Raw genomic sequence first — 15,989 nt, 5'->3', positions numbered from 1 at the left:
GGGGTCAGAGCAGCAGTGACAGGGGGTTCTGGATGCGGTCCGCGAAGGCGGCCAGCCAGCGTGCGGCCAGCGCACCGTCGAGCACGCGGTGATCCGCCGACAGCGTCACCGTCATCACGGTCGCCGAGGTCAGCTCGCCGCGCTCGTCGACCACGGGACGGCGCTGGGCGGCTCCCACCGCGAGGATTCCGGAGTGCGGCGGGTTGATGATCGCGTCGAACTGCCGCACGCCGTGCATGCCGAGGTTCGAGACGGAGAAGGATCCGCCCTCCAGCTCGTGCTGCTTCAGGCGACCCTCCCGTCCTCGCTCGGCGAGCTCGCGCACGGCGAAGCCGATCTCACCCAGCGACATGCGCTCCACACCGCGCAGCACCGGAGTGACGAGCCCGTCCGGAACCGCGACCGCGACCGCGATGTCAGCCGCGTGGAACCGCCGCGTGGCGTCGTCGGTCCAGATCGCGTTGGCCTCGGGCACATCGATCAGGGCTGCCGCGGCGGCCTTGAGGACGAAGTCGTTGACCGAGGGCTTCACCACCGTGCGCTCCCCGAAGCGTGCGCGCAGCTCGAGCAGCTCATCCACCCGGCAGTCGGCCGAGAGCGTGAAGTGCGGGATGGTGGTTCTGCTCTCGACGAGCCGGCGGGCGATCGCGCGCCGCATGCCGGTGTGCGGTACGTCGGTGTAAGCGTCGACCGCCGATTCGCCCCTCGCGCCCGCCGGACTACTCGGCGGCGCCGGCTGCGCCGCCGGCGCGCCGCCGGCGGGTCGCGCGATGAGCTCGTCGATGTCGCGGCGGACGATGCGCCCGTTCGGTCCGCTGCCGTGCACCGCGGCGAGGTCGAGGCCGTGCTCGCGCGCCAGACGGCGCACGAGCGGGCTCGCGAACAACCGCGACCGCGCGGCCGGGGTCGGCTCGGGTTCCGCGGGCGCCGGCCCGGCATCGCGCGCGGGCTCGGGATCGCGTGCCGGTTCGGGTGCGTCCGAGGCGGAGGATGCCACCGCCGCGCCCGCGTCGGCGAGCGCCTGCTCGCGGGTCTCACCGCTCTCGGCGATCACGGCGATCGGCGCACCGACGGCGGCGACTTCACCGGCACCGACGAAGATGCCCGCGATCACGCCCCCGGCATCCGCGTCGTGCTCGACGACGGCCTTCTCCGTCTCGATCTCGACCACGGACTGGCCCGCCGTGACCTCGTCGCCGACGGCGACGAGCCAGCTCTGGATCGCGGCCTCCGTGCCGCCGGCCGCGAGCTGCGGCATCCGCACCACGACGCTCATGATCGACCGCCCCAGCCGGCGCGCACGACCTCGAGGCCGGCCACGACCTCCTCCGTCCCCGCGATGGCGGCCCGCTCGAGCACCTTCGAGATGCTCGGGCTCGCCTCACCGCCGGTCACGCGCTGCACGGGCTGGTCGAGCCAGTCGAAGAAGCGCCGCTGCACCTCGTCGGCCAGCCATCCGCCGTACGACGGGCCCCGGGCCCCCTGCTCGACGATGAGCACGCTGTTGGTCTTGCGGATGCTCTCGCCGATGGTGTCCCAGTCCAGCGACGCACGGTCCAGCCAGCGCAGATCGATCACCTCGGCGTCGATGCCCGTCTGCTCCACCGCCTCCAGGCTGCGGGCGACCATGGAGAGATAGGTGAGAACAGTGACCTCCGCCCCGCCGCGCCTGATCGCGGCGCTGCCGGGCGGGATGACGTAGTCGCCGTCGTCGTCCGGCACGCGATCAGCCGTGCCGTAGAGGTCGACGTGCTCGATCACCAGCACCGGGTCATCGAGGGCGAGGGCCGCGTTCATGAGGCCGACGTAGTCGGCGGCCGTCGAGGCGGCCACGATGCGCCAGCCGGCCTGAGTGGCGAAGATGCCCGCCGGATCCATCAGGTGCTGCGAGCCGTAGCCCGAGCCCATCGCGACCTTGGTGCGCAGCACCAGCGGCATGGTGTTGTTGCCGCCGAACATGTGTCGGGCCTTGCCGACCTGGTTGAACACCTGATCCGCGGCGACCCACATGAAGTCCGGGTACATGAACTCCACCACGGGGCGGAACCGTCCGTCCATGGCGACGCCGCCGGCCAGCCCGAAGAATCCGTTCTCGCTGATCGGCGTTCCGATGACGCGATCCGGGCCATACTTCTGGGCGAGTCCCCTGGTCGCTCCGTTCGTCCCTCCGCCGAGGCGGTGGACGTCCTCGCCGAGCACGATGATGCGGCTGTCCTGCTCCATCCGGCGATCCATCGTCGCCGCGACCGCGTCGACGAACTTCGTCTCGCGCCACGGTCCCGTCCAGGTCTGCGGCTCGCGTTCCTGGAGCCCGGACAACTCGGCGGCGTCTCCCCGGATGCCGGTGTCCACGACCGCCGGATCGGGCCAGAGCTCCGGTCGGATGCGGCGGCGTCCGGCGTTGTCGGGGTCGTTCTCGGTGAGCGCGTCAGCGGCGAGGCGCATCGCCTCCTGCGCCTGCGCGCGCACGGAACTCGCCTCATCGGGCGACAGCAGCGACAGCCCCGCCATCTCCCGCGCGACCCGATCCAGCGGATCGCGTTCGCGCCACTGCCTCTCCTCGTCCTTGGTGCGGTACCCGAAGGCGCTCCCCGGGTACGGTCCGTTCTGGTGGAAGAACCGGTACACCTGCGCTTCGACGATGGCCGGCCCCTCTCCTGCACGCATGCGCGCGAGGGCCTCCTCCGCCGCCAGGTGCACCGCCAGAGGATCCATGCCGTCCACTCGCCAGGAGGGAATGCCGAAGCCCTGGCCGCGCACCGAGAACCGCGGGTCGGCGGTGATCTCGTCGGCGTGGGTGGAGACGGCGTACAGGTTGTTCTCGATGAAGTACATCACCGGCAGCCTCCACGCCGCCGCGAGGTTCATCGATTCGAGCACGGACCCGATCTGCGAGGCGCCGTCGCCGAAGTAGTTGATCGACACGTCGGTGGTGCCCGCGTGCTTCTGAGCCCAGGCGTTCCCTGCGGCGATGGCGGCTCCACCGCCGACGATGGCGTTGGTGCCGAGGGCGCCCGCGTCCAGCCACTGCAGGTGCATCGATCCCCCGCGCCCGCCGGAGAAGCCCTGCGCCAGGCCCAGGATCTCGGCGAGCGTGCGCTGCAGGAGCGCCTGAAGCTGCGGCGTCACCAGCGCACCGGGATCGAGCGAGCCCCCCGACACGTGCGCGATGGCCTTGGCGAGGAACTGATGATGGCCGCGATGCGAGCCGTTCACGGCGTCGCTGGAGCGCAGGCCGACGATCGAGCCGACCGCCCCGCCCTCCTGGCCGATGCTGGAATGCGCGGGACCGTGCACGAGTCCTGCGCCGGCGAGGTCGAGCACCGTCTCCTCGAAGGCGCGGATCAGGTGCAGCTGCCCGAGCATGGTGCCCAGCAGCGCGGGGTCCGCGCCGCGCCAGTCGGCGGCGGTCGAGCTGAGCTCGATCCAGGGGGTGCCGGTGTGCAGTCTGCGATGTCGCGGCATGTCCGTCTCCGTTGATCTCATGCAGCAGGGTGTGCACTCATACTAAACAGTGATTGCATCCAATTACAAGGACAGACGCAGAAATCCCCCGGTGCTCTAGCGTTGTTGACGCGAATCTGGATACAATCGACCACAATCCGGCTCGAAGGAAGAGAGGAGACCTCATGCCGCTCCCCGGGATGCGCGGTTCCGATCACATCGGCTTCACCGTGCCCGACCTGGACCAGGCCGAGCACTTCCTCGTCGAGATCCTCGGCGCCGTGCCGGTCTACACGCTGGCGGGCAAGCGCGCCGACGACGACTTCATGTCGGTGCAGCTCGGCGTGCATCCGCGCACCGAGATCACCGAGATCCGCTTCTACCGCCTGGGCAACGGCACCAACCTCGAGGTCTTCGCCTACGACAGTGCCGACGGCCAGGCGTCGCAGCCGCGCAACAGCGACATCGGCGGGCACCACCTCGCGCTCTACGTCGACGACATCGACGCGGCTGCCGACTACCTGCGCGCTGCGGGCGTCGAGGTGATGGGGCGGCCCGTCACGAGCGCCGGCGCATCGGCCGGGCAGCGCTGGCTGTACTTCCGCAGCCCCTGGGGCATGCAGTTCGAGCTGGTCAGCTTCCCCGACGGCAAGGCCTACGAGGCCGGTGCCGAGACGCTGCTCTGGCATCCGGCGCGGCCCGCGGAGTGAGCGCGTGACCACCGAGGAGAAGACCCGCACGCGCGGTGGGGACGCCGGAGCGCGCATCGCCGCCGGCATCCGCTCCGCCATCATCTCGGGCGAGCGCCCGCCGGGCGCCCGCATCCGGCAGGAGGACGTCGCGGCCGAGTACGGCGCCAGCAGGGTGCCCGTGCGCGAGGCGATCAGGCAGCTGGAGTTCGAGGGGCTGGTCACGGTCGTCGCCAACGCGGGAGCGTGGGTGTCGCGACTGACCCTCGCCGAGTGCGAAGAGGTGTATCAGATGCGGGAACGGCTCGAGCCCCTGCTGCTGCGCTACAGCGCTCCCGCATTGACCCCGGACGATCTGGACCGGCTGTCGGATCTCGCCGAGCGCATCAGCGGCGTCGGGGGCGACACCGAGGCGTTCCTCATGCTGGATCGCGAGTTCCACCTGTTCAGCTACTCGCGCGCCGAGACGACCCAGCTGCTGCCGCTGGTGCACAAGCTGTGGAACACCACCGCGCCGTACCGACGCGCCTACGTCGCCGGCTGGGAGCCCGCCTCGCGCGGCATCGCCCACGAAGAGCACCACCTCATGGTCGCCGCGCTCCGCGACGGCGATGTCGAGGAGGCCGAGCACGTGCTGGCGGGGCACATCCGCCGCACGCGCCGTCAGCTCGCCAGGCATCCGCACATCTTCGACGTCGCACCCGGCGCCGTCGACGGCGTCTGAGAGGACCGTCATGCCCATCGCCATCATCGACCCCGCGGACGGAACGCTGATCCGCGAATACCCGCCGCACACCGATGCCGAGGTCGCCGACCGCATCGCCACGGCGCACACTGCGCACCTCGCGCTGAGGGACACCGACTTCGCGACCAGGGCCGCCTGGATGCACCGCGCCGCCGACCTTCTGGAGGCCGAGGCGGACCAGGTGGCCGCGACCATCGCCCAGGAGATGGGCAAGCCGCTGGCGCAGGCGCGTGCGGAGGCCGTCAAATCGGCGAACGCGATGCGCTTCTACGCCGACCGCGCCGAGGGGTTCCTGTCCGGCGGGCGCCTGGACGATCCGTCGGCCGTCGGCGCGGCGGAGGCGTACACGCTCTACCAGCCGCTGGGCGTGGTGCTGGCCGTGATGCCCTGGAACTACCCGATCTGGCAGGTGATGCGCTTCGCCGCGCCCGCGCTGATGGCCGGCAACACCGGGCTGCTCAAGCACGCGTCGAACGTCCCCGCCTCGGCGATGTACCTGGATGGGTTGTTCGCGCGCGCGGGGTTCCCGGCGGGCTCGTTCCGCACGCTGCTCATCCCCGCCTCCGGCGTCGAGGCCGTGCTGCGGGATCCGCGCGTGCGTGCGGTCACGCTCACCGGATCGGAGCCCGCGGGGCGGTCGGTCGCCGCGATCGCCGGCGACGAGGTCAAGCCGGTCGTGCTCGAGCTGGGCGGGTCCGACCCGTTCCTGGTGATGCCCAGCGCCGACCTGGACCGCGCGGTCGCCACCGCGGTCACGGCGCGCACCTCGAACAACGGACAGGCCTGCATCAACGCGAAGCGGTTCATCGTGCACACCGACATCCACGACGCCTTCCTGGAGCGGTTCACCGCCGCCATGGCGGCGCTGCGGGTCGGACACCCCACGGCGCCGGGCACCGACGTCGGACCGCTCGCCGGGGAGCAGGCCCGCGACGAGCTGAGCGCCCTGGTCGACGACGCCCTCGCGAAGGGTGCCACGGCCACCACGGGCGGCGCTGCCGCAGACGGCCCGGGCTGGTACTACCCGCCCACCGTGCTCACCGGCCTGACCCCGCAGATGCGGCTCTACGCCGAAGAGGCGTTCGGGCCGGTCGCGGCCGTGTACCGCGCCGACGACGTGGACGACGCGCTCCGGATCGCGAACGACACGTCGTTCGGGCTCAGCTCCGCGCTGTGGTCGCAGGATGCCGCCGAGCAGGAGCACGTGATCGCACGGCTGGAGGCCGGCGCGGTGTTCGTGAACGGGATGTCGGCCTCGTATCCCGAGCTGCCGTTCGGCGGGATCAAGGACTCCGGCGTGGGTCGTGAGCTGTCGGCCGACGGCATCCGGGCCTTCTGCAACCTGAAGACGGTCTGGCGCGCCTGAACACCGCCGGCACGCCTGACCGCGCCGGCGCGCCGATCGCTCGCAGGGGCCCCGTTCAGGCGTGCGGCACCGGGTCGTGCGGATCGCCGTCGCGCACGAACCAGATCGCGCGCACCTCGACATCGCCGTCGTTCCAGAACCGGTGCGGAATCGGCGAGTCGAAGACGATCGAGTCGCCCGGCTGCAGCACCGTGGCGGCGCCGCCGACCTCGACGTTCAGCTGCCCGGAGATGACGATGCCGAACTCCCGGCCGGCGTGATGGATGTGATCCTCGGGCGCGGCGGTGCCCGGAGCGTAGACGACCTCGAGGAACTCCGACTCCGGCTCCCCCACGGCCGTCAGCCGGCTCCAGCGGGGCCCGGAGCTGAGCTGGATGGAGGGGTGCGCGTCCGCGCGCTGCACGATGCCGTCGACCACCAGATCCTGCAGCCGCGTGGACTCCGGGCCGGCGGCGGCGGTCGCCGACGGGCGCGGCGACGCGTCCAGCAGCTCGTTCATCGAGACGCCGAGCTCGCTCGCCACGGCATACAGCGCTGGCACGCTGAACGCGCCGATCCCCCGCTCGACCTGGGAGACGTGGCTGGCGGAGACGCCGATGCGGCGAGCCAGTTCGCGCACGGTCAGACCGGCGCTCCTGCGGACGGCGCGCACGCGCTCGCCCACGACATCCCAGGGCGCGTCGAGTTCGGGCATGGTGGTCCCTTCAGTCGGTGACGCGACCCGGCCGGCGACCGATCAGGTGCAGCACGTCCATCGCGGAGCGGATCTCGTCGGACCCGGCGTGATCGGCCGGGTTCATCCCGATCACGAACCAGATCCCCTCGGCGATCTCATCGGTGTCGTTGTGGTACAGGTGCGGACGGGTGGAGTCGAAGCACAGCGAATCGCCGGCGCGCAGCGTGTACGTCTCGAACTCGAGACGGAGGGTGAGCCGACCGCGGATCACGTAGCCGTACTCCACCCCGCTGTGACGCATGTGCGTCTCGTCGACGGAGCTCGACGCTCCCGGCTGATACGTGGCCAGCACCGCGTCGATGCCGTCGCCGGCGCGCATCGTCGCCAGCCCGCGCCAGGTGACGCCGTTCTCCATCACGACCTCGGGCCCCTCCTCGCGGGGCTGCACCGGTCCTGCGGGCTCTGCGCGACGCGCGGACGTCGGGCGCTCGCGGCGACCCAGCACCTCGTCCATCGACAGCCCCAGGCTCGCGACCACGGCGTACAGCGTGCTGACGGACGGCTGCACCTTGCCGGTCTCCACCTGCGAGAGCAGGCTCGGTGAGATCGACGCGTCGGCGGCCACCGCCCGCAGGCTCTTGCCGCGCTCGAGGCGTGCGACACGGATTCGTCCCCCCAGATCCTGCGACATTCGCACTCCTTCCGCCCAATGACAATAGCGCTCCGCGCCGGTCGCGGGCGGGAGCGACGCCGCTCCCGCTCGCGATGCACCGGCTCAGTACGGGTTCGCGACGAACAGCTCCTGCGCGGGGAACTTCGTCAGCACCTCGATGCCGTAGTCGGTCACGACGACCTCCTCCTCGATCCGCGCCGCCGAGATCCCGTCGGATGCCGGGCAGTAGGTCTCCATCGCGAACACCATCCCCGCCCGCAGCTCCACCGGATCCTTCATCGAGTTCAGCCGCGAGATGATCGGACGCTCGTGCAGCCCGAGGCCCAGCCCGTGCGCGAACTGCAGGCCGAAGGCCGCCAGCTCGCTCTCGAACCCGAACTCCTCGGCCCTGGGGAGGGTCGCGGCGACCTGGTCGCTGCCCACACCAGGACGGATCGCGTCGAGGGCGCGGTCCATCCACTCCCTCGCCTGCTTGTACGCGTCCTCCTGGCTCGGGGTCGCCCACCCCACCCCGAAGGTGCGGTAGTAGCAGGTGCGGTACCCGTTGAACGAGTGGATGATGTCGAAGAACGCCTGGTCGCCCGGTCGGATGATCCGGTCGGTGAAGTTGTGCGGATGCGGGTTGCAGCGCTCCCCGGAGATCGCGTTGATGGCCTCCACCTGGTCGCTGCCGTACTCGTAGAGGCGGGCGTTGGCCAGGGCGACGATCTCGTTCTCGCGCACTCCGGGGCGCAGAGCCTCGACGATGTCCTGGTAGACGCCGTCCACCATGGCCGCGGCCTGGTTGAGCAGCATGATCTCGTCCTGGCTCTTGATCACCCGCGCGTCGAGCATCCGCTGCTGCGCATCGGCGACCCGCAGCCCCTGCCGCTGCAGCTCGAACAGGAACGGCGGCTCGACGATGTCCACGCCGACCGGCGCATCCGCGAGGCCCTCCGCCCTCAGCAGCGAGACGATCTCCGCGACCGCGTCGCGCATCAGTCCGCCGCCCTCGGGATCGACCGCACCGCGGAAGCCCAGGAACCCGGCGCGGTGGTTCTCCTGCGGCATCCAGTCGGAGTGCATCCGGTGGTGACGCACCGCCGAGCCGAAGTCCCAGAGGATCGGCTCCCTGCCGCGCATGAGCAGCGCGTAGCGGATCATCTTGTCGCCGAGCGCGCCGCCGATCCAGGTCTGGGTCGTGTACCGGATGTTGTAGAAGTCGAAGAGCAGGAAGGCGCCGCACTCGCTGGATTCCAGCGCCTCCTGGGCGCGCGACAGGCGGTACTCGCGCAGCCGGGCGAAGTCGACGCGGTGCTCGTAATCGACAGCGCCCTGGCCCGGAGCACCCAGTGGGCGCACCCCGTCGGGGCGCAGCGACGGCCTCTCGAAGCGCGGATTGCCGTGCGCGTGGCCGTGCCGGTGCGCGCTGGTCACGCCGAGGCTCCGTCTCCCGGAGCGGCGGCGACCACGTGGAACTCGAACCGCAGCCGCGGGTCGGTGGCGAGCCGGGTCACCTGCACGGTGGTGCTGGTGGGGATGTGGCCGCCGAACCACTCGGCCTGATGCCGGTTGACCACGTTCTGGTCGGCATCGACATCCGTGAAGAAGCGGATCAGGTTCACCACGTCGTGCCGTTCGCAGCCGGCCGCCTTCAGCGCGAGATCCAGGTGGTCGAAGGCATTGGCGACCTGGCCGGCGGCATCCATCGGCATCGCGTCGAACACCTCGGCCACGTGCGGATGATCGTGATAGACCGGCGCTCCGGTGACGCCGCTGACGAACACCAGCCGGGCGTTCTGCACCACCTTCACGGCCGGGACGAACGGGCTGACGATCGTCTCGTCGAAGCCGTCGTGGTGGATGATGTCGGCGTTGCCGACGCGCCGCGGCGCGGGGATGGCGGTCATGGTCATGCTCCTTGTCGTTCACGCGTTCGGATGGGTGAGCCGGGTGCCGCGGCGCCGAGTGCGCCGGAGTCGAAGACGACGCGGCCGGCGACCACGGTGAGGTCGCTGCGGATCGTGGAGAGCTCGTCCTCGTCGCACTCGAGCGGGTCGAGATCGGGCACGCACAGATCGGCGTCGTACCCGGGCGCGAGGCGGCCGCGGTGGTCCTGCTCGCCGGTGAACCAGGCGGCATCGCGCGTGTACGCGGCGAGCGCCTCCGCGCGGGCCATCAGATGCCTGGCATCGCGATGACCGCGGACGCCGAGCGCGCGGCCCGTGACGAGCCACTGCACCGACGCCCACGGCGAGAACCAGTTCGCACGCGTGGCATCGGTCCCCGCTCCGATCGGGATGCCGAGGCCGCGCATGTCCCCGATGGGCGGGGCCTGCGCCGTGGCGTCGATCCCCCAGGCATCCGCGTAATCGCCGCCCTTGAGCAGCATCCGGTTCTGCACCAGGATGCCGGCGCCCAGCGCGGCGATCCGCTCCAGCTGCGACCGGGACGCCTCGTCGGCGTGCACGATCGACCAGCCGCGGCCGGCGATGCCGCCCTGCTCCGCCTCGACCTGCTCCCAGGCGTCCAGGATGCGCGACAGCGTCGCCTCGCGCACGGCATGGATGCTCATCCGCCAGCCGCGACGCGCGCACAGTCGGACGATCTCCACCAGCTCCGCATGAGCCTGGTCGCCGAGCTCGAACGGATCCAGTCCCTCCATGTCGTGACAGCCGAGGTGGGGGATCTCGCCGACGCCGCTCAGGCGCAGCATCCCGTCTCCGGAATCCGGCTGGGCGACGCCGGTCAGCGCCGTGATGTCATCGACCTCGGCTCCGCGCGTCCACGCGGAGTGGAACAGCCGCATCCGGATGCCGAGCTCCCCGCGGCGCCACGCCCGGTGCACGGGATCGTAGTCGCGCGGGGTCATCATGAGCCCGCCGCCGTCGACGACCCCGGTCAGTCCGTGCCGCAGGAAGGCCGCGGTCATCTTCCGCAGGCCCGCGTCGGCATCGGTGTGCTCCAGCGCCAGCGAGGTGGGCAGGGCGAACGCGCCGATGCCGCGCACCTCGCCGGTGAGCCGGCCCGCGGCGTCGCGCAGCAGCGTGCCGCGCACGGGGTCGGGCGAGTCGTCGTCGAGACCGCAGGCGCGCAGCGCGGCGGTGCTGAGCACGCCGCGGTCGTACAGCTCCTGCACGTACACGGGGTTCTCCGGCGCCGCCTCGTCCAGCTCGGCGCGTGTGGGCGCACGACCCTCCGCGAGCTGCGAGGAGTGCCAGCCGCCGATCACGGCGACCCAGTTGCCGGCGCCGACGCGAGCAGCCTGCTCGCGCACGAGGCGCAGGCAGTCCTCGAGCGTGCGTGCATCCTCCCAGTGCATGCTCTCCGCCCACGATGCGGCGGCGCGCACCGCGTGGATGTGCGAGTCGTTCAGGCCGGGGAGCACGCGGCGGCCGCGCAGCTCGATGACCCTGCTCGCCTGTGCGGCGTAGGGCTCGAGCTGCGCGTCGGTGCCGCAGGCGACCACGACGCCGTGCGCCAGGGCGATCGCCGACACCTCGGCCGGCGCCTGAGCGGGGTCGGCGAAGGTCGTGATGCGCCCGCCGCGCAGGACCAGGTCCACGAGTGGGAGCGAGGGGAAGTCGGTGTGCACGAGTCCGCCCGCCTCAGATGCTCAGATGCCGTTCGAGCAGGCTCTCATCGCCGCGCAGAGCCTCGGGAAGTCCCGACCACGCGATCGTGCCGGAGTCGTCGATGACGAGCACGTGATCGGCGATGTCGAGTGCCAGGTCGACGTTCTGCTCGGCGATCAGCACGGCCAGTCCCGAGCTGCGCAGCCCCGCCAGGCGGTCCTGGATGACATCCAGCACGCTCGGCGCGAGTCCCTCGCTGGGCTCGTCCATGATCAGCAGCGACGGGTTGGTCATCAGCGCCCGCCCGATGGCCAGCATCTGCTGCTCACCGCCCGAGAGCGAACGCGCCATGGATCCGGAGCGCTCCGCCAGTCGGGGGAAGAAGTCGAAGACGCGCTCGATCGTCCACGGGTCGTCGCTGTCCGCCGCCCGCCGCCGGGAGACGACGTTCAGGTTCTCCAGTGTGGTCAGCGACCCGAAGACCCGGCGCCCCTGCGGCACCAGGGCGATGCCCGCGCGGGAGATGCGATGCACCGGCATCCGGCAGATGTCCACGCCGTCGTACTCGATGCTCCCGCTGACGACGGCCGGCGGACGCAGTCCGCACAGCGCGCGCACGAGAGTGGTCTTGCCCATGCCGTTGCGCCCCAGCAGGGCGACGCTCTGGCCGTCGGCGATGTCGAACTCGACGCCGTTGAGCACGCGTGCGGTGGCGTAGCCGACGTGCAGGTCCCTGACCCTCAGGCTCATCGTCTGTCCCTCCTGCCCAGGTAGATCTCCTTGACCGTGGGGTGCTCGCGCACCTCGTCCGGCGTGCCGGTGACCACGTGCCTGCCGTTCTCCATGCACATCACCCGGTCGGTCAGGCCGAGGGCGAGCGACATGTCGTGCTCGATGAGCAGGATCGACAGCGTCCGCGGCAGCGCCTCGACCAGGTCGCGCAGCGTGACCCGCTCCGCCGCGGAGAGACCGGCGGCGGGTTCGTCGAGCAGCAGGATCCGCGGCTCGCCCACGAGCGCCATCGCGATCTCGAGCTGGCGCTGCTCGCCGTGCGACAGATCCGCGACCGTGTCGTCGCGCCTGGCGTGCAGGTGCACGGCGTCGAGCATCTCCAGGGCGCGCACCGACGCGTCGTCGCGCAGCCCCTGCATCCGCCAGAACACGTGCGCCGCACCGCTGCCGCCGCGCGCGGCGACACGGACGTTGTCGAGCACGGTCATGTCGCGGAACAGGTTGGAGACCTGGAACGTGCGCCCCACTCCCAGCCGGGAGCGCCGGACCGTGCTCAGCCGGGTGACGTCGCGTCCGAACAGCTCGATCGCTCCCGCCGTGGGCGCGACGTCTCCCGCGATCATCTTGAACAGCGTGGTCTTGCCCGCGCCGTTCGGCCCGATGACGCCGACGCGGGCGCCGGCCGGCACGTCGAGCGAGATGTCGTCGACGGCCTGCACGCCGCCGTACCTCTTGCCCAGTCCCGTCACGGCGAGCGCCGCGCCGGGAGCCCCGGACCCGTGCGGGTCCGGGGCCTCGGCGAGCATGTCCATCGTGGTCACTCCAGCCCCTGGAAGTCCTGCGAGTAGGTGGGCTGCTTCATCGCGTCCTCGGGGGTGCGTCCGAGCCACTGGTCGACATCCTCCATGGTCGCGATCGGCACGTTGTAGAAGTTGCCGTCGTCCAGTTTCTGCACCTCGCGCACGTAGACCGGTCCGACCATCTGGTTGTGGTCGTCCCAGGAGACCTTGCCGAAGATGCTGTCCTGGAACGTGTAGTCGGCGATCGCATCGACCAGATCGGATCCGGTGAGCAGGCCCTTCTCCTTGAGGACGGAGGCCACCAGCGACGCGGTCATGTAGCCGCCCGCCACGTAGGCGCCGGGGATCTTGCCGTCGGCGAACTCCTTGTACGCGTCGACGAACTCCGCCGTCGCCTCGCCGTCGCGCCCCTCGGCCCAGTAGCTGATCGACTTCAGGCCGAGGATCCTGTCCCCCATGGTGCGCAGCGTTCCCTGGTCGGCGGCGCAGCAGTTCGCGATCACCTTGTCCAGGTCCAGGCCGAGGTCCAGATAGGCGTTCAGGAAGTTGGGGCCGGGCGCTCCGCCTGCGGTCGCCACGTACACGACGTCGGCGTCGGCGGCCTGGATCTGCGACACGTAGGTCGAGAAGTCCGTGGTCGAGTTCGGGAACCAGATCTGCTTGACGACCTCGCCGCCGTTCTGCGTGAACCCCTGCACGAATCCGGCGCAGGACTCCCAGCCGAACGCGTAGTCGGCGCACAGCGTCACCGCGGTCTTGAACCCGCCCTCGGTCGCCGCCCACTGGCCGCCGGGGTAGTTGGCCTGGGAGCCGCCCATGGATCCGGTGCGCACGGTGAGGTCGTTCGCGTTGCGCTGGGTGAGGTCGTCGGATGCCGCGACGGGGTGCAGGTTGGGGATGCCCACGGATGCCGTGTACCCGGCGACCGCCAGCGCGGTGTTCGCGATCAGCGGGCCGACGATGATGTCGACCTTGTCCTGCTCGACGAGCTTGTGCGCCTTGGTCAGCGAGGTCTCGGGGTTCCCGGCGTCGTCCTCCACGATGGTCTTGATGGTGATGTCGCCGGCCTTGCTGCCGTTGCGATCCCAGTAGAGGTTCCAGCCGTCCACCATCTCCTGGCCCGCCACGGCGAAGTTGCCGGTGGTCGGCGAGATGTAGCCGACGGTGAGGGTGCCCGAGTCACCGCCTCCGGCGGGCTCCTCCGGCTTCTCGGCCCCCGGAGGGGCACAGGCCGCCAGCGCGAGCGCCGCAGCCGCGAGAAGGGTGAGCCCGGCGAATGCCTTACGGTGACCACGGGCCGAGATCATCGTCGAATTCATGGCAGGTCCTTTCCGTTTCTTGATGCTTCGGGAATGCGTGCGGACACGGGTATGTCCTGTGCGGCCCCCGCGTCTGCGGGGGCCTCGGCCCCGGTGCGTTCCCGCAGCCGGCGCACGACCTTGCGCACGCTGCCGGCGATGCCGGCGCGGGCGAAGAGGATGACGAGGATGAAGATCAGCCCGAGCACGGTCGGCCATCGGTCGACGTGGCTGGAGAGCACGTTCTCCACCAGCACCACGATCGCCGCCCCGATGAGCGGCCCGAGCAGCGTTCCGATGCCACCGAGGATGACCATCACGATCAGGTGGATGGAGCGGTCGACACCCGCGGTGGACGGGCTCACGAAATGCGTGTTCCACACCGCGAGCAGCCCCGCGAGTCCGGCGATGGTGCCCGACATCATGAACGCGCCCAGCCGGTATCCGCGCACGCTGTAGCCCAGGCTGCGCATGCGGCTCTCGCTGTCGCGCACGCCCTGCAGGCCGGCGCCGAAGGGCGAGCCCGAGACGACCCAGAGCGCAGCCGTCGCCAAGACGAACGCCGCGAGGACGACGTAGTAGTAGACCCAGTAGGACTCCATCCACGCGGGCCGGGCGATCCCGGAGATGCCGTTCTCTCCCCCGGTGACCGAGGACAGCCGGAAGGCGAGGCCGTAGATCAGCATGCCGACGGCGAGCGTGACCATGAGGAAGTAGATGCCGCTGGTGCGCATGGACAGCAGTCCGTAGACCAGCGAGACCAGCAGGGTCATGACCAGCGCGACCAGCGCCTGCACGGCGGGGGCGTGGCCCTGCTGCGATGCCCACCCCGCGCCGTAGGCCGCGGCGGCGGCGATGCCGGCGTGGCCCAGGGAGACCATCCCGACCTGACCGGCCAGGAAGTTCACGCTCGTGGCCAGGGTGGCGGCGATCAGGATCGTGGTCGTCAGCGAGACCACGAACCCGGAGGCGCCGAGGTAGGGCAGCGCCAGGGCGAGGACCAGGAGCAGTGCCAGAAGGCCGAGGTTCAGTCGGCGCAGACGCCCGCCGCGCTGCGTTCCGAACGTGCGCACGGTGCGGGTCTGGACGATGCGGTTGCTCATGACGTCGCCTTTCCGAACAGCCCCCTGGGTCGCAGCACGAGGACGAGAGCCATGGGCAGGAAGATCGTGAAGTAGGCGAGCTCGGGGATCCAGGCCTTCGCGAAGGCGTCGATCAGGCCGATGAGCACGCTGCCGATCGCCGCGCCGCCCACGCTCCCCAGCCCGCCGATGATGATGACGACCAGGGCGTACAGGAGCACCTCGTTCTGCACGCCGGGGAGGATGCTCTGCATTCCCGCGCCGATCGTGCCGCCGATCGCCGCCAGCGCCGCTCCGACGACGAACATCCCGGTGAACACCCAGCTGATGTTCACGCCCATCGCCGTGATCATCTCGCGGTCGTCGACACCGGCGCGCACGGTCGCACCGATCCGGGTGCGCGACTGCACCAGTGCCAGACCGATGCCGATGGCCACTGCGACGACGATCACGAAGATGCGGTACCACGGGTAGGCGAACCCGCCCAGCGCCAGCGCGCCGGGGATGCGCACCTCGCTGGGCAGGTTCTGGGGATCGCCGCCGAACACGGCCAGGCACAGGTCGGCGATCACGAACGAGACGCCGATCGTGAGCAGCACCTCGGGCAGCTCCTGCCCGCGCACGAAGCGCAGCAGCACGAGCTCCACGATCAGGGCGGTCACGCTGACCGCGATAACGGCGACGAGCACGGCCAGAAGCAGGTTGCCGGTCAGCGTGGCGACGACCACGCCGATGTAGCCGCCGATCATGTAGAACGCGCCGTGCGCCATGTTCACGATGCTCATCAGGCCGAACACGAGCGTGAGACCGCTCGCGAGCAGGAACAGCAGCGCGCCGAAGCTCAAGCCGTTGAGCACCTGCTGCAGGAGGAATACGGGTTCGAACACCGGGGCCAGACCTTCCTCGTCGTTGGGGAGCGGTTGACTCAGT

The 15,989-nt window shown here is 70.7% G+C and carries 15 protein-coding genes; 3 read left to right on the top strand and 12 right to left on the bottom strand.

Annotated features, from left to right (window positions below):
- Positions 1-4: 4 nt before the first annotated feature.
- Entirely contained in the window at positions 5-1,276 is a 1,272-nt protein-coding gene (locus Q9R19_RS12940; protein WP_311256806.1) for a dihydrolipoamide acetyltransferase family protein, read from the bottom strand.
- On the bottom strand, positions 1,273-3,465 hold the full coding sequence (locus tag Q9R19_RS12935; protein ID WP_311256805.1) for a thiamine pyrophosphate-dependent enzyme: 2,193 nt from the start codon (positions 3,463-3,465) through the stop codon (positions 1,273-1,275). The genes Q9R19_RS12940 and Q9R19_RS12935 overlap by 4 nt, the downstream gene beginning before the upstream one ends.
- 164 nt (positions 3,466-3,629) lie before the next feature.
- Between Q9R19_RS12935 and Q9R19_RS12930 the strand changes: the two genes are divergently transcribed.
- The 3 genes from Q9R19_RS12930 to Q9R19_RS12920 are packed head-to-tail and all read left to right on the top strand — an operon-like array spanning position 3,630 to position 6,244.
- Positions 3,630-4,154, top strand: a complete 525-nt coding sequence (locus Q9R19_RS12930; RefSeq protein ID WP_311256804.1) for a VOC family protein — start codon at positions 3,630-3,632, stop codon at positions 4,152-4,154.
- 4 nt (positions 4,155-4,158) lie between these two features.
- Entirely contained in the window at positions 4,159-4,857 is a 699-nt protein-coding gene (locus tag Q9R19_RS12925; RefSeq protein WP_311256803.1) for a GntR family transcriptional regulator, read from the top strand.
- A gap of 10 nt (positions 4,858-4,867) precedes the next feature.
- Positions 4,868-6,244 carry an NADP-dependent succinic semialdehyde dehydrogenase gene (locus Q9R19_RS12920; RefSeq protein ID WP_311256802.1) on the top strand — a complete coding sequence of 459 codons (1,377 nt, stop codon included), beginning with the start codon at positions 4,868-4,870 and terminating at the stop codon, positions 6,242-6,244.
- Between the two features lie 55 nt (positions 6,245-6,299).
- Here Q9R19_RS12920 and Q9R19_RS12915 read toward each other — a convergent pair whose 3' ends face one another.
- The 10 genes from Q9R19_RS12915 to Q9R19_RS12870 form a co-directional block, all read right to left on the bottom strand.
- Positions 6,300-6,938, bottom strand: coding sequence for a cupin domain-containing protein (locus Q9R19_RS12915; RefSeq protein ID WP_311256801.1), 639 nt, complete (start codon positions 6,936-6,938; stop codon positions 6,300-6,302).
- A gap of 10 nt (positions 6,939-6,948) precedes the next feature.
- A complete protein-coding gene (locus Q9R19_RS12910; RefSeq protein WP_311256800.1) occupies positions 6,949-7,611 on the bottom strand; it encodes a cupin domain-containing protein in 663 nt (220 codons plus the stop codon).
- 84 nt (positions 7,612-7,695) lie between these two features.
- Complete coding sequence (locus Q9R19_RS12905; RefSeq protein WP_311256799.1) at positions 7,696-9,009, bottom strand: Xaa-Pro peptidase family protein; 1,314 nt, start codon at positions 9,007-9,009, stop codon at positions 7,696-7,698.
- Entirely contained in the window at positions 9,006-9,482 is a 477-nt protein-coding gene (locus Q9R19_RS12900) for a RidA family protein (protein WP_311256798.1), read from the bottom strand. The genes Q9R19_RS12905 and Q9R19_RS12900 overlap by 4 nt, the downstream gene beginning before the upstream one ends.
- Positions 9,483-9,484: 2 nt before the next feature.
- Positions 9,485-11,167, bottom strand: a complete 1,683-nt coding sequence (locus Q9R19_RS12895) for an amidohydrolase (protein ID WP_311256797.1) — start codon at positions 11,165-11,167, stop codon at positions 9,485-9,487.
- A 13-nt stretch (positions 11,168-11,180) separates the two neighbouring features.
- The gene (locus Q9R19_RS12890) at positions 11,181-11,897 is read right to left on the bottom strand and encodes an ABC transporter ATP-binding protein (RefSeq protein ID WP_311256796.1); all 717 of its coding nucleotides are present in this window, start codon (positions 11,895-11,897) and stop codon (positions 11,181-11,183) included.
- Positions 11,894-12,691, bottom strand: coding sequence for an ABC transporter ATP-binding protein (locus Q9R19_RS12885; protein ID WP_311256847.1), 798 nt, complete (start codon positions 12,689-12,691; stop codon positions 11,894-11,896). The genes Q9R19_RS12890 and Q9R19_RS12885 overlap by 4 nt, the downstream gene beginning before the upstream one ends.
- 5 nt (positions 12,692-12,696) lie before the next feature.
- Entirely contained in the window at positions 12,697-13,998 is a 1,302-nt protein-coding gene (locus Q9R19_RS12880) for an ABC transporter substrate-binding protein (protein WP_311256795.1), read from the bottom strand.
- Entirely contained in the window at positions 13,995-15,080 is a 1,086-nt protein-coding gene (locus tag Q9R19_RS12875) for a branched-chain amino acid ABC transporter permease (RefSeq protein WP_311256794.1), read from the bottom strand. Before Q9R19_RS12875 ends, Q9R19_RS12880 begins: the two co-directional genes overlap by 4 nt.
- Positions 15,077-15,946 carry a branched-chain amino acid ABC transporter permease gene (locus tag Q9R19_RS12870; RefSeq protein WP_311256793.1) on the bottom strand — a complete coding sequence of 290 codons (870 nt, stop codon included), beginning with the start codon at positions 15,944-15,946 and terminating at the stop codon, positions 15,077-15,079. The genes Q9R19_RS12875 and Q9R19_RS12870 overlap by 4 nt, the downstream gene beginning before the upstream one ends.
- Positions 15,947-15,989 lie beyond the last annotated feature (43 nt).

This window comes from Microbacterium sp. ARD32 (genome assembly GCF_031844385.1).
Classification (GTDB): domain Bacteria; phylum Actinomycetota; class Actinomycetes; order Actinomycetales; family Microbacteriaceae; genus Microbacterium.
The sequence above is the reverse complement of the archived record's forward strand: the minus strand, read 5'-3'. Positions and strand labels throughout refer to the sequence as shown.